Origin of the sequence: Actinoplanes sp. NPDC051346 (assembly GCF_040682215.1) — a bacterium.
Lineage (GTDB): Bacteria > Actinomycetota > Actinomycetes > Mycobacteriales > Micromonosporaceae > Actinoplanes.
Genome location: NZ_JBFBAJ010000010.1, coordinates 116,851 through 136,665 on the forward strand (window position 1 = coordinate 116,851; position 19,815 = coordinate 136,665).

The following is a 19,815-nucleotide window of genomic DNA, read 5'->3' on the forward strand; positions in this document are numbered from 1 at the left end:
GGCGGCGGACCCCCGGAGGTCACCGTGGAGTTGACGGTGGAATCGACCATTCCGGCAGCCGTGGTGAGCGCGGCCTTCGCGTTCGGGCCGGCACCGGCTCTGGTGGAGCCGGGCGCGCCACGACTGAGCTTCGCCGAGCTGCTGGAGCGGGTGCGCGAGGTGGCCCGCGCGCTGATCGCCGAGGGCCTACGCCCGGGTGACCGCCTCGCCGTCTGGGCACCGAACACGCGCCACTGGGCCATCGCCGCGCTGGGCGCCAGCTATGCCGGCGCCACCCTGGTGCCGGTGAACACCCGGTTCGCCGCCGTCGAGGCACTCGACGTGCTGCACCGCGCCGACGCCCGCGGCCTGGTCGTCACCGGTCCGTTCCTCGGCGAGGACCGGCTCGCCGCGCTGCGCGCCGCCGCCGACCGGGCCGGCCTCCCCCTCCCCCGCCTCATCGTCCGGATGCCCACCGACAGCGCGGTCCCGCCCGAGCGGGACGTGCTCGAGTGGCCGGATTTCCTGCGCCGCGCCGACGACGTACCGGAGGACATGGCCGACGCCCGCGCCGAGGCCGTCAGCCCGGACGACGTCAGCGACATCCTCTTCACCTCGGGCACCACCGGGCGCAGCAAGGGCGCGATGAGCGCACACCGGCAGTCGCTGGGCGTGGCGGCCGCGTGGGCCGAGATCGGTGGCCTCACCCCCGACGACCGCTACCTGGTCGTCAACCCGTTCTTCCACAGCTTCGGGCTCAAGGCCGGCCTGCTCGCCTGCCTGGTCAGCGGCGCCACCGTGGTGCCCCAGGCGGTCTTCGACGCGGGGGCGGCGATGGCGCTGATCGCCGCCGAGCGGATCACCGTGCTCCCCGGGCCGCCCACCCTCTACGTCAGCCTGCTCGATCACCCCGAGCGACCCCGGCACGACCTGTCCTCGCTGCGGCTCGCGGTCACCGGGGCGGCCACCGTGCCGCCCGCGCTCATCGCGCGGATGCGCTCGGAACTGGGCGTGCGGACCGTGCTCACGGCGTACGGACTGACCGAGGCGGTGGTGGCCACGATGTGCCGGCCTGGCGACGACGACCGGACCGTGGCGTACACCTGCGGGCGGGCCGCCGCCGGGTTCGAGGTCGCGATCGCCGAACCCTCCGGCGAGGTGCTGCTGCGCGGTCCCCACGTCATGCTCGGCTACCTCGACGACAAGGACGCCACCGCGGCGGCGATCGACGCCGACGGCTGGCTGCACACCGGCGACATCGGCCGGCTGGACGAACGCGGCTACCTCACCATCACCGACCGGCTCAAGGACATGTTCATCTCGGGCGGCTTCAACGTGTACCCGGCCGAGGTGGAGCGGACCCTGGCCGAGCTGCCCGGGGTGGCCGAGTCGGCGGTGATCGGGGTGGCCGATCCGCTCAAGGGCGAGGTCGGCAAGGTCTACGTGGTGCCCCGCCCGGGACACGAGCTCACCAGCACCCAGGTCATCGACTTCTGCCGCGGCCGGCTCGCCGCCTACAAGGTGCCGCGCACGGTCGAGCTGCGCACTGATCTACCCCGCAACGCCTCAGGCAAAGTCCTTAAGTATCTGCTCCGGGAGGAGCTGTCATGACCGACCGCACCGCAGCGGAGCAAGGGCCAGGAGGGCATGACCAGCAGGCTCAGCTGACCGACGTCGTTCTGTACGAGCGCCGGGGCCGGACCGCAATGGTCACCGTAAACCGTCCCCGGTATCGCAACGCGCAGAACTCGGCCGTGACGTACGCCCTGGACGCCGCGTTCACCCGAGCCGTGGACGACGACGAGGTCGCGGTGATCGTGCTGGCCGGCGCCGGCGACCACTTCTCGGCCGGGCACGACATCGGCACCCCGGAGCGGGACGCGGACACCCCGTTCCCCCGGCGGGCCGCGCTCTGGTGGGATCACACCACCAAGGCGGGCGCGGATCGACGCTACGCCCGCGAGTTGGAGGTCTACCTCGGCATGTGCCGACGGTGGCGGGAGATGCCCAAACCAGCGGTCGCCATGGTGCAGGGCGCCTGCGTCGCGGGCGGCCTCATGCTCGCCTGGGTGTGTGACCTGATCGTGGCGGCCGAGGACGCGTTCTTCGCCGACCCGGTGCTGCGGATGGGCATACCCGGCGTGGAGTATTTCGCCCATCCCTGGGTGCTCGGCCCCCGGTTCGCCCGGGAGGTGCTGTTCACCGGTGACCGGTTCGACGCGCGGCGGGCGTACGAAATCGGCATGGTGAACCGGGTCGTGCCCCGCGCCGAGCTGGAGGGGGTCACGTTCGCCCTGGCCGAGCGGATCGCGGCGATGCCGGCGTTCGGGTTGGCGCTGGCCAAGCGCGCGGTGAACCAGTGCGAGGACCAGATGGGCATGCGCGCGGGCATGGAGTCCGTCTTCGGCCTGCACCACCTGGCCCACGCCCACAACGTCGAGGTCAACGACGACCCGCTCGCCGGCCTCAACCCGGCCGCGATGAAGCGTGAGACGGCGGACCCGGCCGCGACGAAGCGAGCCGCGCCGGACCCGGCCGCGACGAAGCGAGCCGCGCCGGACCCGGCCGCGATGAAGCGGGCGGCGCCGTGAATCTCGAGTTCGACGCGGCGGCGTTGGCGTTCCGGGACGAGGTCCGCGGTTGGTTGGCGGCCAACGTCCCCGACACGCGTCTGCCCTCGGTGGACACACCGGAGGGCAACGCCGCCCACCGCGCCTGGGAGCGTCGCCTCGACGACGCCGGGCTCGCCGTCGTGTCCTGGCCGGTGGAATACGGCGGGCGGGCCGTGTCACCACTGCACGCGCTGCTGTTCGAGGAGGAGTACCACGCCGCCGGAGCACCCGCCCGGATCGGCCAGAACGGCCTGTTCCTCCTCGGTCCGACACTGCTGCGGCACGGCACGGCGGAGCAGCGGGACCGGATCCTGCCCCCGATGGTCCGCGCCGACGAGGTGTGGGCGCAGGCCTGGTCCGAACCGGAGGCGGGCAGCGACCTGGCCGCGATCCGCTCGCGCGGCCGGCGTACGGACGGCGGATGGCTGCTGTCCGGGCAGAAGACCTGGAGCTCGCGCGCGACCGTGGCGGACAAGGCGTTCGGGCTGTTCCGCACCGACCCGCAGGCGTCGCGCCATCGCGGCCTCACCAGCGTCATGTTCGACCTGCGCGCCCCCGGCGTGACGGTTCGTCCGATCCGCCAGCTCGACGGCGACCCGGGCTTCGCGGAGATCTTCCTGGACGACGTGTTCGTGCCGGACTCGGATGTCATCGGTGAGCCCGGCGACGGCTGGCGGGTGGCGATGAGCACCGCCGGCGACGAGCGCGGGCAGACGCTGCGCAGCCCGGGCCGGTTCCTGGCGGCCGCCGAGCGGCTCGTGGCGCTCTGGCGGAACGGCGTTGACGATCACGGCGACTCGGCGACGCGGGATCGCGTGGTGGACGCGTGGATCGGCGCGCGGGCCTACCGCATGCACACCTTCGCCGCGCTGGACGCGCCCAAGGGGCCGTTCGCCGCGAGCGCCACCAAGCTGTTCTGGTCGGAGCTGGACGTGGCTCTGCACGAGACCGCGCTGGACGTGCTCGGTGCCCACGCCGAGACGGACGCCGCCTGGACCGACGGATATCTGTTCGCGCTGGCCGGCCCGATCTACGCCGGCACCAACGAGGTCCACCGGGGCATCGTCGCCGAACGCATGCTGGGTCTGCCTCGCGAGGAACCGCGCCCGGCCTCGCACGACACCTCGCGCGCGGTGTCGCGATGAACCTGGTGCCGTCCGCGGAGCAGGACCGGTTCGCGGCCGTCCTGCACGATCTGTTGAGCGCCGCCGACGTGCCGGCGGTGGTCGAACGCGGGGCGCGGGGCGACGCCGCGCCGGGCCGCGCCCTCTGGTCGAGGCTGGCCGACGCCGGGGTCGCCGGACTCGCCGTGCCGGAGCGCTGGGGTGGCACGGGCGGGGAGCCGGCCGACCTCGTCATCGCCGCCGAGGTGCTGGGCCACCACGCGGTGCCCGGCCCGGTGGCCGAGACGCTGGCCGCCGTCCCGGCCCTGCTCGTCGCCCTCGGAGACGACCGGCTGGGTGACAAATGGCTGCCCGAGCTGGCCGCCGGGCGGGTGGTCGCCACTCTCGCCGCGCCGCCCTGGCTGCCGTACGCGGCCGACGCGCACGCCGCCGACCTGGTGCTGCTCGCCGCGGGTGACACCGTCCGGCTGGCCCGGACCGGCCCGGCGCACGGCTCGATGGACTACACCCGGCGGCTGTTCGAGGTGTCCCCCGGCGGCACGCTCGCCGCGGGACCCGACACCGCCACGGCCGTGGCCCGTGCGCTCGATCTGGGCGTGCTCGCCGCCTCCGCGCAGTTGCTCGGCGCCGGTTGCGCGCTGCTCGAGGCGGCCGTGGCGCATGCCCGGACGCGGGTCCAGTTCGGCCGTCCGATCGGGCGGTTCCAGGCGGTCCAGCACCGGCTCGCCGACGTGGCGGTCGGGCTGGAGTTCGCCCGGCCCCTGCTCTACGCCGCCGCGGTCGCCGTCGAGAGCGCAGACGCGGCCGCCCGGGACGTCTCGGCGGCGAAGGTGGCCTGTGGCAACGCCGCCCACCAGGCCGCACGCGCGGCGCTGCAGGTGCACGGCGCCATCGGCTACACCCGGGAACACGGGCTGGGCCGCTGGCTGACAAAGGTCCGGGTGCTGACGCTGGCGTGGGGAACGCCCTCGCAGCACCGGGCCCGGGTGATGGCGGAGCTGACGAGGTGACCATGGAACTGACCGCGGAACGCCAGGCGCTGCGCGACGCACTGCGCGGCCTGATCGCCGGATCCTCGACGCGGGCGGCGATCGACACGCCCGCCGGCTACGACACCGGCCTCTGGGCCCGGCTGTGCAAGGAGATCGGCGTCGCCGGCCTGGCCGTGCCCGAATCGTACGGCGGCGCCGGCGCCACCCTGCTGGAGACGCACGTCGCGCTCGAAGAGCTGGGCAGGTCGCTCACCCCGGGCCCGATGCTCGGCTGCGCCGCGCTGGCCACCCAGGCGCTGCTGCGCTCCGGCGACGCGGACGCCTGCGCACGGCTGCTGCCCGCCATCTGCGCGGGGGAACGCCTCGCCACAGTGGCCTGGAGCGGGGACCCGGACGACCTGCCCTGCACCGCCACGGCCGCCGGTCGACTCACCGGCGAGGTGGCGCACGTGCTGGACCTGGCGGGCGCGGACACCCTGCTGGTCCCCGCCCGCGCCGACAACGGGACGGCACTCTACGAGGTGGACGCGGTGGCTCCCGGCGTCACCCGCGGCACGCCGAACCCGCTGGACCCGACCCGTCGACTCGGCGTGCTCCACCTGGACGACGCGCCCGCTCGCCGCCTCGGCGACAACGCCACGCTCGGCGAGCTGCGCGACGTGGCGTGTGTGGCGCTCAGCGCCGAGCAGGTCGGCGCGGCGGCGCACGCGCTCGCGGTCACCGTCGACTACGTGCAGGTCCGGGAGCAGTTCGGCCGCCCGATCGGCACCTTCCAGTCGCTCCAACACCGGCTGGCCGAGGCCCACGTGCGGCTGGAGGCCATCCGCTCGGCGTCGTACGCCGCCGTCGACGCCCTGGTGTCCGGCGCCGCCGACGCCCCCGAGCGGGCCGCGGTCGCCAAGGTCGTCTGCTCGGAGGGCCTTGAGGCGATCGCCGCCGAGATGGTCCAGATGCACGGAGGCATCGCCATCACCTGGGAACACGACGCCCACCTGTACGTGCGCCGCGCCTACTCCTCGGCGCAGCTCTTCGGCGCCCCCGCCCGCCACATCGACCGCCTGTCGAAGGAGGTCATCGCGCCGGCGCGCACGGCGTAGGGTTACCTCCGGCCACGAACGTCCGCATCGCGGTCAGCGCCTCGCCGACCGTCGCGACCTTGGCCATGGCCAGCCCCGGGACGGCATTGCGGAGCGCCTCGTCGCAGTTGCCCTCGGGCACCAGGAACAGCTGGGCACCGGCTGCCTTGGCGCCGTCGAGCTTCTGCGGGATGCCGCCGATCGGCCCGACGGCGCCGGCGTCGTCGATGGTCCCGGTGCCGGCGATGATCCGCCCGCCGGTGAGGTCGGCCGGGGTCAACTTGTCGATGATGCCCAGGGTGAACATCAGGCCCGCGCTGGGTCCGCCGATCTCGTCCACCTCGATCGCGACGGAGAACGGCGTCTGCTGCTTCTGCTCGACCCGCACCCCGATGCCCTCCGTGCCGCCCGCCGAGGTCACCGTCGCGCTGCCGGCCCGGCCCGCCCGGGTGTACGCGATCGTCAACTGAGTGCCGGCGGCGACCCGACCGGCCAGGTCGGCGAAGGTCTCCGCGGTGTCCACGCCCTGCGTGCCGACACCCGTGATCACGTCACCGACGCGGAGCGCGTCGGCGGAGGGACCGCCGGCGGTCACGGCGGTCACCTGCGGCCGGAGCGGATAGCCCAGCTCGCGCAGGGCCACGATCTCGGCGCTGCTCTGCGAGGACGCGAACAGCTCCGTGTTCTCCCGGTCGACCTGCTCGGTGGTCTGCCCGATCGGGTAGACCAGGCTGCGCGGGGCCAACGCCCGGTCGCCGTCGAACCAGGCCTCGACCGCTTCCGCTAGCCCGACGTCGGACTTCACCTGCACGGTGGTCATCCGCAGCTGGCCCGCGGAGGCGGAGGATTCCCCGCCGGTCACCGTGATCACCTGCTTACCGCCGTAGCGGCCCAGCGTGTCGACCGTCGGCCCCGGCTCCAGCACGACATACGGCAACGGATAGAGCTGGACCCCGACACCGAGCAGCGCGGTGACCACGGCGCCCGCGATGACCATGACACCCCGACGTTTCACGCCCGCGAGCGTACCCATCGGGGCGGAGGGCCTTTCTAGCGCGTGCGGCGGGCGAGCAGCGTGGAGTCGTCGATGTCGACCGTCACGCCGTCGCGGGTCATCGTCCGCGGCCGCTGCTCGACCACGAGGGCGTCGAACTCGCCCGGCAGGCCGGGGACCAGTTCCTCGGCGACGAACATCGCCTGGCGGTGGCTCGCGCTGAGGTGGGTGAACACCTCGTGCGGCGCGTGGCCGACGATGAGCAGGTGCCCGCCGGGGGCGACGGCGGCGGCGAGCCGGCGGGTCACCTCCACCATCCCGGAGTCCGGCGGGTGCAGGAAGTGGCTGGTGACCAGGTCGTAGGACCGGCCGTCCGCCGCGAAGCTGCGCGCGTCGACCCGCCACCAGTCGACGCGGTCGGCGACTCCGGCCTGCTCGGCGTGCCGGGCGGCGCGGGCCAGGCCGTTGGCGGAGAAGTCGGCGCCGGTGACCGTCCAGCCCTGGCGGGCCAGCCAGATCACGTCGCCGCCCTCGCCGCAGCCGACGTCGAGCGCGGTGCCCGGCGTCAACCTGGACGCCTCGGCGACCAGTTGCGCGTTGGGGTTTCCGCTCCAGACCTTCTCCTCGCCGGAATACCGCTCGTCCCAGCTGTCCGGCTCGAACATGGCGGCCGCGTCTTCCTCGGTGTGGTGGTGTCCGTGTCCACTCATCAGGCGGCCCCGTTCCGGTGTTCGCGGTTGACGTCCATGCCCCTCAGCGTCCGCAACGTCGCCGGGATTGACAAACAATCTTGCCGGTTCGGCAAAATTTCCCCATACCGACTCTGGAGCGTCTCGCCATCCACCACGCTGCCAGGTTGCCGCGATTCGAGCAGGAGAACCGGAACTAGGTCAGATCCAGTCGTTGTGGCGGGGCCAGGCGAGCAGGGTGTCGACGACCTCGGGTGACTCGTACGGCGACACCGCCGCCGTCCCCGTGTAACGCCCGCGATAGAACAACAGCGGCGCACCGTCGCGGCATTCGCCCAGCGCCGTCACCCGGCCCACCACGATGGCGTGGTCGCCGCCCGGGTGCACCGCCTCCACCTGGCACTCGGCCCAGGTCAGCGCGCCGGTCAGGATCGGTGCGCCGGCCGGGGACGGCGTCCAGCCGACGCCGGCGAACTTGTCGGCGCCGCGGGTGCCGAAGACCCGGGACAGGTCGCGGTGCTCCACCGCCAGCACGTTGACGCCGAACAGGCCGGTGCCGCGGATGCGCCGCCAGGTGTCGGAGCCGGCCTGGGGGCAGAACATCACCAGCGGCGGCTCCAGCGACAGCGGAACGAACGCCTGGCAGGAGAAGCCGGTCGGGCCCTCGTCATCGGCCGTCGTGATGACCACGACGCCGGTGCAGAAGTGGCCGAACGCCCGGCGGAAGGACCGGGCGTCCACCATCGCCTCATCGGGGGCGACCGTCATCGGGGGCTCAATGGGCACCACGCAGGAAGCGGTGACCCCACACGCTGTGCGCGGTGGTCTGCCGCGCCACCCAGGTGGCGTCGTCCACGGTGCAGCCGGCGGTGCCGTACTCGATGTCGAAGCCGCTGGGCGTACGCACGTAGAAGGAGATCATCTGGTCGTTGGCGTGCCGGCCGAGCGTGGAGACCAGCGGTGCGCCGCGCTTGGCGCAGCGGTCCATCGCCAGCCCCACGTCGTCGATCGTCTCGGTCTCGACCATGAGGTGCACGAGGCCGCTCGGTGCCGGTATCGGGGCGAGCGCGACACTGTGGTGGCGCGGGCCGCAGCCGAGGAACCGCATCCACAGCGGCTGGTCGCTGGGCGGCAGGCCGACGGTCTCGGGGATGAGCCGCATCGAGTCGCGCAGCCGGAACCCGAGCACCTCGGTGTAGAAGCGCAGCGCCGCCGCGTCGTCGCTGGCCGGCAGCACCACGTGGCCCATGCCCTGCTCGCCGGTGACGAACCTCGTCCCGTAGCGGCTCAGCGCGGGTCGGTTGTCCAGCGCGGCGCCGCAGAAGAACTCGAGGCGGTTGCCGAACGGGTCGTCGGCGCTGACCAGGTGGGCCACGCGGCGGTCGGACAGCTCGTCGGCGGCGGCCGGTTTGACCGCGGCGCCGGCCTCCTCGAGGATCGCGGTGAGCCGGCCCAGCGCCGCCGGGTCGGCGACCTCCCAGCCGGTGGCGGTCAGCCGGTCCCGTTCGCCGGGCACTACCACGATGCGCGCGGCGAGGTCGTCCATGCGCAGGTAGACGTTGTCCTGGTCCGGACCCCGTCCCTCCACCATGCCCAGCACCCCGACGCCGAACTCCCGCCAGGCGCCCACATCGGTGGCCTCGACGCGAAGGTATCCGAGGGATCGAATGAGACTCACGGTCTGTCACCTTCCAGGAAGTCGAACGCCAGACGGTTGAACTCGTCGAACCTCTCCAGGTGCGCCCAGTGCCCGCAGCCGCCGAAGACGTGCAGCCGGGCGCGGCGGATCAGCTTGAGCGCCACCAGGGCGCCGTCGAGCGGGTTGACCCGGTCCTCGCGGCCCCACACCAGCAGCACCTCGTGGCGCAGCCGGTGCGCGTCGCGCCAGAGCAGCCCCTCTTCGAAGCTCTCCGGATCGGTGAAGGAGGCGCCCATCGCGCGCATCGCCCGCAACGCCGCCGGGTCGGTGGCCGCCCGGAACCGCTCCTCGATCAGCTCGTCGGTGATCAGCTTCGGATCGAAGACGAGCGTACGCAGGAACGCGGCCAGCTTCTCCCGGCTCGGCGCCGCACCGAAGGCGGAGAGCCGCTTGACGCCCTCGGTCGGGTCGGCGGACAGCACGTTGAGGCTCAGCCCGCCCGGGCCCATCAGCAGCAGCCGCCCGGCCCGCCGCGGGTAGCGCAGCGCGAACCGGACCGCCGTGCCGCCGCCCAGCGAGTTGCCGATCAGGTCGACCTGGTCGAGGCCGAGCTCGTCGAGGGCCGCGAGCAGCGCGTCGGCGGAGGCGGTGAAGTACTGCCCGGCGATCGGCACCTCCACCGATCCGCCGTAGCCCGGTTGATCGACGGCGAGCGTGTCGAAACGCTCCGCGAAGGCGGGCAGGCTCCGCCCGAAGTTGCTCCAGGCCGAGGCGCCGGGCCCGCCGCCGTGCAGCAGCACCACCGGACGGGCGGTGCCGGGCACGGCCGGGCCCGCCCGGTGCAGGTGCAGGCCCGCGGCGTGCGTGCTGCTGCCGGCGAAGTCGACGGAGACACTGCTGGTCGTCATGGCCGCCTCACACCATCGCGTCCGTGATCGGCAGGCCGAACTCGCCCTTGCCGAACAGTGACAGCGCCCGCTCGGGGTCGTTGATCGCATGCACCCGGCCGGCGTGCGCGTCGCGCCAGAACCGCTGGATGGGTGTGCCGGTGGCCAGCGCACGGCCGCCGGAATTCTCGAACAGGCGGTCCACCGCGCCGATCGCGAGCTCGGTGCCGCGGACCTGATCGCGGCGGGTCCGCAGGCGCAGCCGCATCGGCAGCTTCTCACCGGCGGTGGCCAGCTCCATCAGCTCGCGCAGGTCGGCCTCGAGAGCCAGCCAGGCCGCGTCCAGGTCGGCCGCCGCGACCGCGACGCGCACCTGGGAGTGCGGGTCCTCGGCCGCCTTCACCCCGACGTACGAGGCGCGCACCCGCTCGCGCAGGTAGCTGACGTGCGCGTCGTACGCCCCGGTGGCCATGCCGATGATGGGGGTGGTGATGGCGTAGGAGAAGATCGACGCGTACGGGATCCGGTAGAGCGGCGCGGTGTTCACCTCCTGCCCGGGGCAGAGGCAGCGGGCGGTGTCGTTGAAGCTGAGCGACCGGTATTCCGGGACGAAGGCGTCGGTCACCACGATGTCGTTGCTGCCGGTGCCGCGCAGGCCCACGGTGTGCCAGACGTCCTCGATGGTGTAATCGGTGGCGGGCAGCAGGAAGGTGCGGAAGTCGGCCGGGGTGTCGCCGTCGCCGGGCGGGATGATGCCGCCGAGCAGCGCCCAGCCGGCGTGGTCGCAGCCGGAGGAGAAGCTCCACCGGCCGTTCACCCGGTAACCGCCGTCGACCGCCTGGATCTTGCCGGTCGGCGCGTAGGACGACGACATCCGCGTGCCCGGGTCCGCCGCCCACACGTCCTGCTGCGCCTGGTCGGGGAAGAGGGCGAGCTGCCAGTTGTGGACGCCGATCACCGAGGCCACCCAGCCGGTGGAGCCGCATGCGCCGGCCAGCTCGCGCACGCCTCGTAGGAAGGTCAGTGGGTGTGCTTCGTACCCGCCGAACCGGGCCGGCTGCAGCAGCCGGAAGAAGCCGGTCTCCGCGAGCGCTTTGACGGTTTCGGCCGGCAGCGCCCGGCGATCCTCCGTCTCCTGTGCCCGCTCTCGCAGGATGGGCACCAGGTCGCGCACCGCGGTCAATACCGCCGCGCCGGCGCTTGCCTCCATGGGATCCCTCCAGCGGGTTGGCCGACGAACTCAACGGTCCCTATACTAGAACACGTTCTACCTTGGCGGCCACCATCGGAAATGGGGAGCGGCTCATGCGCAACGGCGACGGGGCACGAACGATCGACGCCGGCACGCTGCCGACGAGATTCGCCCGCGGGTGGCACTGCCTCGGGCTGGCCGAATCCTTCCGGGACGGTCAGCCGCACGCCATCGAGGCGTTCGACACGAAGCTGGTGGTGTTCGCCGACTCCGGCGGTGCGCTGCACGTCCTCGACGGCTACTGCCGACACATGGGCGGTGACCTCACCATGGGCACCATCAAGGGAGACGCGGTCGCCTGCCCGTTCCACGACTGGCGCTGGCGGGGCGACGGCCGGTGCGACCTGGTGCCCTACGCGCACCGCGTGCCGATGCGCGCCAGAACCCGTGCGTGGACCACTCTCGAGGAAAATCACCAGCTGTTCGTCTGGAACGATCCGCAGGGTAAGCCGCCCCCGCCGGAGATCACCATCCCGCGCGTCGAGGGCGCTTTCTCCGACGAGTGGAGCTCCTGGACCTGGGACTCGATCCTTATCGACGGCGCCAACTGCCGCGAGGTGATCGACAACGTGGTCGACATGGCGCACTTCTTCTACATCCACTTCGCCTTCCCGACGTTCTTCAAGAACGTGCTGGAGGGCCAGGTGGCCGCGCAGTTCCTCACCACCCGGCCCCGGCCGGACGTGCCGCTCGGTGCCAGCCAGTCCGGCGGCGGAGGGCTGCGCTCCGAGGCCGCCTACTACGGGCCGTCCTACATGATCGACAATCTCTACCTCGACTACCACGGCGTCGACGTCGAGGCGGTGCTGATCAACTGCCACTATCCGGTCACGGCCAACTCGTTCATGCTCCAATGGGGCCTGATCGTCAAGCGCCTGCCCGGCCTGAGCACCGCGCAGGCGGAGAAGGCGGCGACCAAGTTCGCCCGCAGCATCGGCGTGGGGTTCCAGCAGGACGTGGAGATCTGGCAGCACAAGAGCCGCATCGACAACCCGCTGCTGTGCGTCGAGGACGGCCCCGTCTACCAGCTCCGCCGGTGGTACGAGCAGTTCTACGTGGACGTCGAGGACGTCTCGGAGGACATGGTGGCCCGCTACGAGTTCGAAGTCGACACCACCCGCGCGGTCCAGACCTGGGAGGCCGAGGTGGCCGAGAACCTGCGACGCCAGGCAGAAGCGGCGGCGCCGTGACGTCCGACACGCTCGCCGAGCGGCGGGAGTACCTGGAAGAGGGCCTGTCCGACATCGGGTGCGCGCGCTGCGGCGCCCTGGTGCGCGCCGGCAAGCGCAGCCCCCAGCAGACCAGCGTGCAGTGGACCGTCCGTGCCGCGAACGCGTGCGCCGCCCTCGCGACGGCGCACGCCGCCGGCCGGCCGGCCGCGCTCGTGCCGACCTGCCCCGACCTGCGTGACACCATCGACCGCGCGGTCCGCGAGGGCCGGCTGGAGGTGACCTGATGGGCGGGATCCTCGCCGGGCCGTCGTTCCACCGGCTGCGGGTCGCCCAGGTCATCGCCGAGACGGCGGACGCGCACTCGCTGGTGCTGTCGGTGCCCCCGGCGCTGGCCGGCGCCTTCGGCTACCAACCCGGGCAGTACCTGACCGTACGGGTGCCGGGCGGCGGCGGCACCGTCGCCCGCTGCTACTCGCTCTCCAGCTCGCCGCACACCGACGCCGACCTGAAGATCACGGTGAAGCGGGTCCGCGACGGGCAGGCCTCGAACTGGATCTGCGACCACGTCCGGGCCGGCGCCGAGCTCGATCTCGCGCCGCCCGCCGGAACGTTCACCCCGGCCTCGCTCGACGACGACCTGCTCCTGCTCGCCGGCGGCAGCGGCATCACGCCGGTGATGGCGATCATCAAGTCGGTGCTCGCCCACGGGCGCGGACGGCTCGCCCTGGTCTACGCCAATCGCGACGAGGGCTCGGTCATCTTCGCCGCGGAGCTGGCGGCGCTGCGCGAACGGCACGCCGACCGGCTCACGGTGACGCACTGGCTCGACCACGAGCGCGGCGCTCCCCGTGGGGAGGATCTGGCGCCGTTGCTGAGCCCGTACGCGCAAAGGGAGGCCTTTGTCTGCGGACCGGAACCGTTCGTCGTCGTGGCCCGCCAGGCGCTGGAGACCGCCGGCGTCGCGCCGGAACGGATCCGGGTGGAGCGGTTCGACTCCGCGGTGCCCGCCACCCGGGACGCGACCGCCGAGGTGACCCTGGACGGGCAGACCCACCGGCTGCCATGGCCCGCCGGCACCCGCCTGCTCGACGTGATCATCTCGGCCGGGCTCAACCCGCCGTTCTCCTGCCGGCAGGGCAATTGCGGCTCCTGCGCCTGTCGCCTGCTCGACGGTGAGGTCGAGCTGGTGCACAACGAGGTGCTGGAGGAGGAAGACTTCGCCGAGGGTTACATTCTCGCCTGCCAGGCCGTCTCCCGCAGCGACACGGTCGTGGTCACCTACGACTGATCCGCCTCCTGGCGTAGCCGCACCGCGATGTCGATGAGCTGGTCCTCCTGGCCGCCGACCAACCGCCGCTCCCCCGCCCGGACCAGAATCTCGGCACCGGAGACCCCGTAACGCTGCGACAGGGTGAAGGCGTGGGTGAGGAAGCTGGAGTAGACCCCGGCGTAGCCCATGGTCAGGGACAGCCGGTCCAGCAGGCACTCCTGCGGCATGGTCGGGCGCACCACGTCCTCGGCGGCGTCCACGATGGCGAAGAAGTCGACCCCGGTGCGGATGCCGAGCTTGTCGCAGACTCCCACGAACGCCTCCACCGGCGTGTTGCCGGCGCCCGCGCCGAAGCGCCGGGTGCTCCCGTCGATCTGGGTGGCGCCGGCCCGGACGGCGAGCACCGAGTTGGCCACGCCGAGGCCCAGGTTCTCGTGCCCGTGGAAGCCCACCTGCGCGTCGTCGCCCAGCTCCGCCACGAGCGCGGCGACCCGGTCGCCCACCTGGTCGAGGACGAGCGCTCCCGCCGAGTCCACCACGTACACGCACTGGCAGCCCGCGTCGGCCATGACGCGCGCCTGCTTGGCCAGCGCCTCCGGCGGTTGCGAGTGGGCCATCATCAGGAAGCCGACGGTCTCCAGCCCGCGCTCGCGGGCCAGTCCGAAGTGCTGCACGGCGATGTCGGCCTCGGTGCAGTGGGTGGCGATCCGGCAGACGCTCGCCCCGTTGCCGGCCGCCACCCGGATGTCGTCGACGACCCCGACCCCGGGCAACATCAGGAACGCGATCTTGGCGCGGGTCGCCGTGCGCACCGCCACCTCGATCAGCTCCTGCTCCGGCGTCCGGCTGAGGCCGTAGGTGAACGACGAACCGCCCAGCCCGTCGCCGTGCGTCACCTCGATCACCGGCACGCCGGCCGCGTCGAGCGCGGCGACCACCGCGGCGACCTCGGCGGCGGTGAACTGGTGGCGCTTGGCGTGCGAGCCGTCGCGCAGCGCGGAGTCGGTGATCCGCACGTCCAGGTCGGCGGAGAAGGGGCGAGGCAGCATGCGGTCTCCTAGGCGGGCACGGTGGCCCGGGCGAGTTCCTCGCCCACCCGGGTCGCGGCGGCGGTCATGATGTCCAGGTTGCCGGCGTAGCGGGGCAGGTGGTCGCCGGCGCCGGTGATCTCCACGAAGATCCCGACCCGGGTCCGGCCGCCGGTCGCCGGCGACGGCGGGTCGAACTGCGGCTCGTTGAGCAGGCGGTAACCGGGCACGTAACGGGCCACGTCGGCGACCATCGCCGCGATCGAGGCGGCCACCGCGCCGGTGTCGGCCTCGGGGTCGATCGCGCAGAACACCGTGTCCCGCATGATCAGCGGCGGCTCGGCCGGGTTGAGCACGACGATGGCCTTGCCGCGCGCCGCCCCACCGACGACCTCCAGCGCCCGGCTGGTGGTGCGGGTGAACTCGTCGATGTTGGCGCGGGTGCCCGGGCCGGCCGACCGGGAGGCCACGGTCGCGACGATCTCGGCGTAGCTGACCGGGGTGACCCGGGAGACCGCGTACACCATGGGGATGGTGGCCTGCCCGCCGCAGGTGATCAGGTTGAGGTTGGGCGCGTCCAGGTGGGCGCGCAGGTTGACCTCCGGCACCACCAGCGGCCCGACGGCCGCCGGGGTGAGGTCGACGGCGCGGATGCCGGCCCGGGCGTAGCGCGGCGCGTTGGCTCGGTGCACGCCCGCCGAGGTGGCCTCGAAGACCAGGTCGGGCAGCGGATCCTGGGCCAGCAGCCAGTCCGCGCCGGCCGCGCTCGTGGCCAGGCCCAGCTCGGCGGCGCGGCGCAGGCCCGGGCTGTCCTCGTCGATGCCGACCATCCAGCGCGGCTCGACCAGCGGCGAGCGGTGCAGCTTGCAGAGCAGGTCGGTGCCGATGTTGCCGGATCCGACGATGGCGGCCGTGAGCGTGGCCATGGACTCCTCCTCCTGCTAAAAGGACAGTCGGACCTCGCCGAGGCCCGTGAACACCGCCCGGAACGCGTCGCCCGGGTGGACGTCCACGGCCCGGGCGCAGGCACCGGGCAGCACGAGGTGCCCGGCGCGCAGCCGCACCCCGAAGCCGGCGACCGTGCGCGCCAGCCAGGCCACGGCGGTCACCGGGTTGCCGAGCACGGCGTCCGAGCGACCCCGCGCCACCGGCTCGTCATTGCGAAAGAGGACCGCGTCGATGGCGCGCACGTCCACGGCGTCGGGCGCCACCCGGGCCGCGCCGACCACGAAGCCGGCCGAGGAGGCGTTGTCGGCGACGGTGTCGGCGATGCTGATCTTCCAGTCCTCGATGCGGCTGTCGATCAGCTCGATGGACGGTGCGAGCGCCTCGGTGGCGGCCAGCACGTCCTCTTCGGTGCAGTCCGCTCCGGGCAGGTCGGCGCCGAGCAGGAAGGCGACCTCGATCTCGACGCGCGGGTAGCAGTAGCGCGACGCCCGCGCCGGCTCCGTCTCGGACAGCCGCATGCTGGCCAGCAGGTGGCCGTAGTCCGGCTCGTCGACGCCCATCATCTGCTGCATCGCCGCCGACGACAGGCCGACCTTGTGACCCACCACGGTTTCGCCGCGGCGGCGCACGTTGTGCAGTTGGATCGCGTACGCCTCGGCCGCCGTCAGATCCGGGTGCTGGAGCACCAGCGGCGGGATCGGCGCGCGGTCGCGCTCGGCCGCGTGCAGTCGGTCGGCCAGCGTCACCCGTTCAGCCTCGGTGAGCATGCACACCTCCCCGGTCCTCGGCCGCCGCGCTCCGGCCGGCCCGCCGGCCGGAGAAGACGCAGTCGGCCAGCGACAGCCCACTGACGTAGCTGCGCGAGCAGACGCCGACCGCGGTGCGGCCGGCCGCGAACAGCCCCGACACGCCGCGTCCGTCCGCTCGCAGCACCTGTCCGGTCCCCTCGTCGACCCGCAGGCCGCCGAGGGTCAACATGGGTGCGGGCACGAACATCCGCGGGCGAATCGAGACGTCGATCAACGAGTACGGCGGCTGGCGCAGCGGGCGGACCGACCCGGACGGTTTGCCGGCGGGGTCGCTCCGGCCGGCCGCCGCGGCGTCGTGGTAGGCGTCCACCGTGGCCGTCAGTCCGGCCGCGTCCACCCCGGCCCGCCGGGCGACCCGCTCGAGCGACGGCGCCGTGACCCGGTCGACGCCGAGCAGCCACCACGCCTGGAGCCACTGGAACCACGATGCCCGCCCGCGCAGCCCGCGGCGGGCCTCGGCCAGCAACGCCGAGTCGACCAGCAGCCAGGCCCGCCGGTCGGGGCAGCGCAGCACGGCGTCGCCGATCGCCGCGCCGTAGCGGGACTCGTCGCAGATCCGCCGCCCGGCGCGGTCCACCAGCAGGCCGCCGACCAGCGCCGACGGCGGCGTGAGGAAGCGCCAGACGCTGATCCGGTCCAGGTGGGAGGTCGCGGCGCCGACCCCGGTGCCCAACCGGATGCCCGAGCCGTCGTCGCCGGGCGTGCCCAGCCGCAGGCCGCCGCGGTGGTCCGGGGCGTGCTCGCGGAGCAGCTGGCGGTCGAAGACGAACCCGCCCGCGGCGAGCACCACGCCGTGCCGGGCGCCGATCCGCAAGCTTCGGGAATACCGCTGCTCCAGCCAGGCGACCGGCCGGTGCAGTGCGCGGCCGAGGCCGGGCAGGTAGACACCGGGCTTGACCGACCAGCGGTGCAGAACGCGGTGGCCGAGTCGTGCCCAGGCCGGCGCGTCTCGCAGGGTGCGGCACTCGACGCCGATCACCGCGCCGTCGGCGGCGGTGATCAACCGGTGCGCCCGGGTCTGGACCCGGACCACCGCGCCGGCCGCCCGCGCGGCCTCGGCGAGGCGGGCGTGGAACACCCGCCCTGAAGCGCCGGGCGCGTGCGTGCGGTGACCCCGCGCCGCCGGCGGGGCGAGGTGGGCGAACGAGAGTTCGCTGCCGGAGTGGTAGAGGTAGTGCCGATCGGTGGGATAGGAGGTCTTGTCGGGGCAGAGGCTCGCGTCGAACGGCACGCCGCGCTCCTCCAGCCAGGCCAGCATGTCGGCGCTCTGCTCGCAGAACCGCCGCAGGGTCGCGGCCGAGACGGCGTCGCCCACCTCCTGACGCAGGTAGTCGGCCATCGCCCGCGGGGTGTCCGCGACGCCCGCCTGCCGTTGCTGCCGCGTCCCGCCGCCGGCGTAGACCACACCGCCGGAGATCGCGGTCGCGCCGCCGCCGGCGAACCGGTCCAGCACGAGCACCCGGACGCCCGCCCCGGCCGCCTCGACGGCGGCGCAGGCCCCGGCCGCGCCGAATCCCACGACCACCACGTCGGCCGTCTCGTGCCACGCCTCGGTCATCGGCTGATTTCCCTGTCTCGATGGCATCTCCGCGGCGATAACTATAACCTGTTCTAGTGTCGATGCCGGAGCGGGAATATGACGTCGTCGTGGTCGGCAGCGGCGCCGCCGGGATGACGGCGGCGCTCACCGCCGCCCACCACGGGATGAGCGTCGTCGTGGTGGAAAAGGCCGACGTGTTCGGCGGCTCCACCGCCCGCTCCGGCGGGGGGCTCTGGCTGCCCGGCAACGCGGTGCTGCGCCAGGCCGGCATCGTGGACGACCCCGAGGCGACCCGGGCCTACCTGACCCACGTCGCCGGGCCCGAGGTGCCGGCGTCCCGCCAGCGGGCGTTCCTCGCCCACGGTCCGGCCATGCTCGACCTCGTCCGGACGCACACCCCACTCACGTTCGCCTGGGTGCCCGGCTATCCGGACTACTACCCGGAGGCGTTCGGCGGTCTCGCCGGCGGCCGGTCCATCGAGCCGCGACCGCTGGACGCCCACCTGCTCGGACCCGACCTGGACACGCTCGCCGCGCCCTATCGGGCCGCGCCGGCCGGCGTCACGGTGACCGCGGTCGATTACCGGTGGCTCTCGCTCGGCACCCGCCACCCGCGGGCGGTGCTGACCGCGGCGCGGCTCGCCACCGGCGGCCTCGTCGCCCGGCTCCGGCGGCGACGCAGGCTGACCATGGGGCAGGCACTCGCCGCCGGACTGCGTATCGGTCTGCGCGCGGCCGGGGTGCCCGTCCGGCTCGGCACGCCCATGGCGGAGCTGGTCGTCGACGACGACCGCGTCGCCGGAATCCTTGTCGGGCCCGCCGACCGGCCGGTCCCGGTGCGTGCCCGTCGAGGTGTGCTGCTCGCCAGCGGCGGGTTCGAGCACAACGAGCGGATGCGAAAGCAGTACCAGGCGGTCGGAGCCGGATGGACGACCGGCGCGGCGGGCAACACCGGCGACGGCATCGAGGCGGGCCGGCGGCTGGGTGCCGCGCTCGACCTGATGGACGAGGCGTGGTGGGGGCCGTCGCTGCCGCTCACCCGTGGCCCGTACTTCTGCCTCGCCGAGCGCAACCTGCCCGGCAGCCTGATGGTGGACGCCGCGGGCCGCCGGTTCGTCAACGAGTCGGCGCCCTATGTGGACGCCGTGCACGCCATGCTCGCCGCTCCGGGACACGTGCCCGCCTGGTTGGTCACCGACCAGACCTACCGGGACCGCTACCTGTTCGCGGGGCACGGCCCGCGGACGTCGCTGCCCCGGCGCTGGTTCTCCGCCGGCGTGGCGCACCGCGCCGGCACCCTGGAGGAGTTGGCCGCGGGGATCGGCGTCGAGGTCGAGGGGCTGACCGCGACCGTGCACCGGTTCAACGAGTTCGCCGCCCGCGGCCGCGACGACGACTTCGGGCGTGGCGACTCCGCCTACGACCGCTACTACGGCGATCCGCGAAACCGACCGAATCCGTGCCTGGGGCCGGTGCGCAAGCCGCCCTTCTATGCCTTCCAGGTCGTGCCCGGCGACCTGGGCACCAAGGGCGGGCTGCGCACCGACGAGCGGGCCAGGGTGCTGCGCGAGGACGAAACGCCCATCCCCGGGCTCTATGCGGCGGGCAACACGAGCGCCGCGGTGATGGGCCGCAGCTACGCCGGCGCCGGCGCCACGCTCGGACCCGCCATGACCTTCGGCTACCTGGCCGCCGTGGATCTCGCCACAGGATAAGTGCCGGATATCCGGCATTCCGGATCATCGATGGGCCCGGTCGCGTCGGTCCGGTATCGTGCCGCCCGCACATCGATCAACGGGGGAAC

18 protein-coding genes and 1 pseudogene are annotated in these 19,815 nt (G+C 73.3%); 9 read left to right on the forward strand and 10 right to left on the reverse strand.

The window, feature by feature from the left end:
- Window positions 1-36: 36 nt before the first annotated feature.
- From AB0M36_RS24530 to AB0M36_RS24550, 5 genes and pseudogenes are all read left to right on the forward strand, one after another.
- Window positions 37-1,590 (forward strand): FadD3 family acyl-CoA ligase, encoded by a 1,554-nt coding sequence (locus AB0M36_RS24530; protein WP_364161271.1) that lies wholly within the window; start codon window positions 37-39, stop codon window positions 1,588-1,590.
- A gap of 53 nt (window positions 1,591-1,643) precedes the next feature.
- Window positions 1,644-2,477: pseudogene (locus AB0M36_RS24535) on the forward strand (enoyl-CoA hydratase); the annotation flags it as partial.
- An 89-nt stretch (window positions 2,478-2,566) separates the two neighbouring features.
- Window positions 2,567-3,736 carry an acyl-CoA dehydrogenase family protein gene (locus AB0M36_RS24540; protein ID WP_364161273.1) on the forward strand — a complete coding sequence of 390 codons (1,170 nt, stop codon included), beginning with the start codon at window positions 2,567-2,569 and terminating at the stop codon, window positions 3,734-3,736.
- On the forward strand, window positions 3,733-4,725 hold the full coding sequence (locus AB0M36_RS24545; protein WP_364161275.1) for an acyl-CoA dehydrogenase family protein: 993 nt from the start codon (window positions 3,733-3,735) through the stop codon (window positions 4,723-4,725). The genes AB0M36_RS24540 and AB0M36_RS24545 overlap by 4 nt, the downstream gene beginning before the upstream one ends.
- An 8-nt stretch (window positions 4,726-4,733) precedes the next feature.
- Window positions 4,734-5,804 (forward strand): acyl-CoA dehydrogenase family protein, encoded by a 1,071-nt coding sequence (locus tag AB0M36_RS24550; protein WP_364161601.1) that lies wholly within the window; start codon window positions 4,734-4,736, stop codon window positions 5,802-5,804.
- Here the strand turns inward: AB0M36_RS24550 and AB0M36_RS24555 are convergent.
- From AB0M36_RS24555 to hsaA, 6 genes are all read right to left on the reverse strand, one after another.
- Window positions 5,779-6,780: a PDZ domain-containing protein gene (locus AB0M36_RS24555; protein WP_364161604.1), complete on the reverse strand. Its 1,002-nt coding sequence runs from the start codon at window positions 6,778-6,780 to the stop codon at window positions 5,779-5,781. The two genes, AB0M36_RS24550 and AB0M36_RS24555, sit on opposite strands and share 26 nt — an antisense overlap.
- A 53-nt stretch (window positions 6,781-6,833) precedes the next feature.
- Window positions 6,834-7,487 carry a class I SAM-dependent methyltransferase gene (locus AB0M36_RS24560; RefSeq protein WP_364161277.1) on the reverse strand — a complete coding sequence of 218 codons (654 nt, stop codon included), beginning with the start codon at window positions 7,485-7,487 and terminating at the stop codon, window positions 6,834-6,836.
- Between the two features lie 180 nt (window positions 7,488-7,667).
- On the reverse strand, window positions 7,668-8,234 hold the full coding sequence (gene hsaB / locus AB0M36_RS24565; protein ID WP_364161279.1) for a 3-hydroxy-9,10-secoandrosta-1,3,5(10)-triene-9,17-dione monooxygenase reductase subunit: 567 nt from the start codon (window positions 8,232-8,234) through the stop codon (window positions 7,668-7,670).
- 7 nt (window positions 8,235-8,241) lie between these two features.
- Window positions 8,242-9,144, reverse strand: coding sequence for an iron-dependent extradiol dioxygenase HsaC (gene hsaC, locus AB0M36_RS24570; protein WP_364161281.1), 903 nt, complete (start codon window positions 9,142-9,144; stop codon window positions 8,242-8,244).
- Window positions 9,141-10,013: a 4,5:9,10-diseco-3-hydroxy-5,9,17-trioxoandrosta-1(10),2-diene-4-oate hydrolase gene (hsaD, locus tag AB0M36_RS24575; RefSeq protein ID WP_364161283.1), complete on the reverse strand. Its 873-nt coding sequence runs from the start codon at window positions 10,011-10,013 to the stop codon at window positions 9,141-9,143. The genes hsaC and hsaD overlap by 4 nt, the downstream gene beginning before the upstream one ends.
- A 7-nt stretch (window positions 10,014-10,020) precedes the next feature.
- The gene (hsaA, locus tag AB0M36_RS24580; protein WP_364161285.1) at window positions 10,021-11,202 is read right to left on the reverse strand and encodes a 3-hydroxy-9,10-secoandrosta-1,3,5(10)-triene-9,17-dione monooxygenase oxygenase subunit; all 1,182 of its coding nucleotides are present in this window, start codon (window positions 11,200-11,202) and stop codon (window positions 10,021-10,023) included.
- 95 nt (window positions 11,203-11,297) lie between these two features.
- Between hsaA and AB0M36_RS24585 the strand changes: the two genes are divergently transcribed.
- The 3 genes from AB0M36_RS24585 to AB0M36_RS24595 are packed head-to-tail and all read left to right on the forward strand — an operon-like array spanning window position 11,298 to window position 13,704.
- Window positions 11,298-12,434: a Rieske 2Fe-2S domain-containing protein gene (locus tag AB0M36_RS24585; RefSeq protein ID WP_364161287.1), complete on the forward strand. Its 1,137-nt coding sequence runs from the start codon at window positions 11,298-11,300 to the stop codon at window positions 12,432-12,434.
- Window positions 12,431-12,700 (forward strand): hypothetical protein, encoded by a 270-nt coding sequence (locus AB0M36_RS24590; protein ID WP_364161289.1) that lies wholly within the window; start codon window positions 12,431-12,433, stop codon window positions 12,698-12,700. Before AB0M36_RS24585 ends, AB0M36_RS24590 begins: the two co-directional genes overlap by 4 nt.
- Window positions 12,700-13,704 (forward strand): ferredoxin--NADP reductase, encoded by a 1,005-nt coding sequence (locus AB0M36_RS24595; protein WP_364161291.1) that lies wholly within the window; start codon window positions 12,700-12,702, stop codon window positions 13,702-13,704. Before AB0M36_RS24590 ends, AB0M36_RS24595 begins: the two co-directional genes overlap by 1 nt.
- On the opposite strand, the gene dmpG is transcribed toward AB0M36_RS24595, so the two are convergent.
- Genes dmpG through AB0M36_RS24615 form a run of 4 tightly spaced genes read right to left on the reverse strand, consistent with a single transcriptional unit; the run spans window position 13,695 to window position 18,029 of the window.
- Window positions 13,695-14,735 (reverse strand): 4-hydroxy-2-oxovalerate aldolase, encoded by a 1,041-nt coding sequence (gene dmpG / locus AB0M36_RS24600; RefSeq protein WP_364161293.1) that lies wholly within the window; start codon window positions 14,733-14,735, stop codon window positions 13,695-13,697. The genes AB0M36_RS24595 and dmpG overlap by 10 nt on opposite strands.
- An 8-nt stretch (window positions 14,736-14,743) precedes the next feature.
- Window positions 14,744-15,640, reverse strand: a complete 897-nt coding sequence (locus tag AB0M36_RS24605; RefSeq protein ID WP_364161295.1) for an acetaldehyde dehydrogenase (acetylating) — start codon at window positions 15,638-15,640, stop codon at window positions 14,744-14,746.
- Between the two features lie 15 nt (window positions 15,641-15,655).
- Complete coding sequence (locus AB0M36_RS24610; protein WP_364161297.1) at window positions 15,656-16,429, reverse strand: 2-keto-4-pentenoate hydratase; 774 nt, start codon at window positions 16,427-16,429, stop codon at window positions 15,656-15,658.
- Window positions 16,413-18,029 (reverse strand): FAD-binding protein, encoded by a 1,617-nt coding sequence (locus AB0M36_RS24615; RefSeq protein WP_364161299.1) that lies wholly within the window; start codon window positions 18,027-18,029, stop codon window positions 16,413-16,415. The genes AB0M36_RS24610 and AB0M36_RS24615 overlap by 17 nt, the downstream gene beginning before the upstream one ends.
- 56 nt (window positions 18,030-18,085) lie before the next feature.
- Here AB0M36_RS24615 and kstD point away from each other — a divergent pair, with 56 nt between their 5' ends.
- Complete coding sequence (kstD, locus tag AB0M36_RS24620; RefSeq protein ID WP_364161301.1) at window positions 18,086-19,726, forward strand: 3-oxosteroid 1-dehydrogenase; 1,641 nt, start codon at window positions 18,086-18,088, stop codon at window positions 19,724-19,726.
- Window positions 19,727-19,815 lie beyond the last annotated feature (89 nt).

Coding starts and splice junctions, on each gene's coding strand:
- AB0M36_RS24545 (WP_364161275.1), top strand. CDS start 3,733: ATGAACCTGGTGCCGTCCGCGGAGCAGGACCGGTTCGCGGCCGTCCTG.
- AB0M36_RS24555 (WP_364161604.1), bottom strand. CDS start 6,780: ATGGTCATCGCGGGCGCCGTGGTCACCGCGCTGCTCGGTGTCGGGGTC.
- AB0M36_RS24560 (WP_364161277.1), bottom strand. CDS start 7,487: ATGAGTGGACACGGACACCACCACACCGAGGAAGACGCGGCCGCCATG.
- hsaB (WP_364161279.1), bottom strand. CDS start 8,234: ATGACGGTCGCCCCCGATGAGGCGATGGTGGACGCCCGGTCCTTCCGC.
- hsaD (WP_364161283.1), bottom strand. CDS start 10,013: ATGACGACCAGCAGTGTCTCCGTCGACTTCGCCGGCAGCAGCACGCAC.
- hsaA (WP_364161285.1), bottom strand. CDS start 11,202: ATGGAGGCAAGCGCCGGCGCGGCGGTATTGACCGCGGTGCGCGACCTG.
- AB0M36_RS24585 (WP_364161287.1), top strand. CDS start 11,298: ATGCGCAACGGCGACGGGGCACGAACGATCGACGCCGGCACGCTGCCG.
- AB0M36_RS24595 (WP_364161291.1), top strand. CDS start 12,700: ATGGGCGGGATCCTCGCCGGGCCGTCGTTCCACCGGCTGCGGGTCGCC.
- dmpG (WP_364161293.1), bottom strand. CDS start 14,735: ATGCTGCCTCGCCCCTTCTCCGCCGACCTGGACGTGCGGATCACCGAC.
- AB0M36_RS24605 (WP_364161295.1), bottom strand. CDS start 15,640: ATGGCCACGCTCACGGCCGCCATCGTCGGATCCGGCAACATCGGCACC.
- AB0M36_RS24610 (WP_364161297.1), bottom strand. CDS start 16,429: ATGCTCACCGAGGCTGAACGGGTGACGCTGGCCGACCGACTGCACGCG.
- AB0M36_RS24615 (WP_364161299.1), bottom strand. CDS start 18,029: ATGACCGAGGCGTGGCACGAGACGGCCGACGTGGTGGTCGTGGGATTC.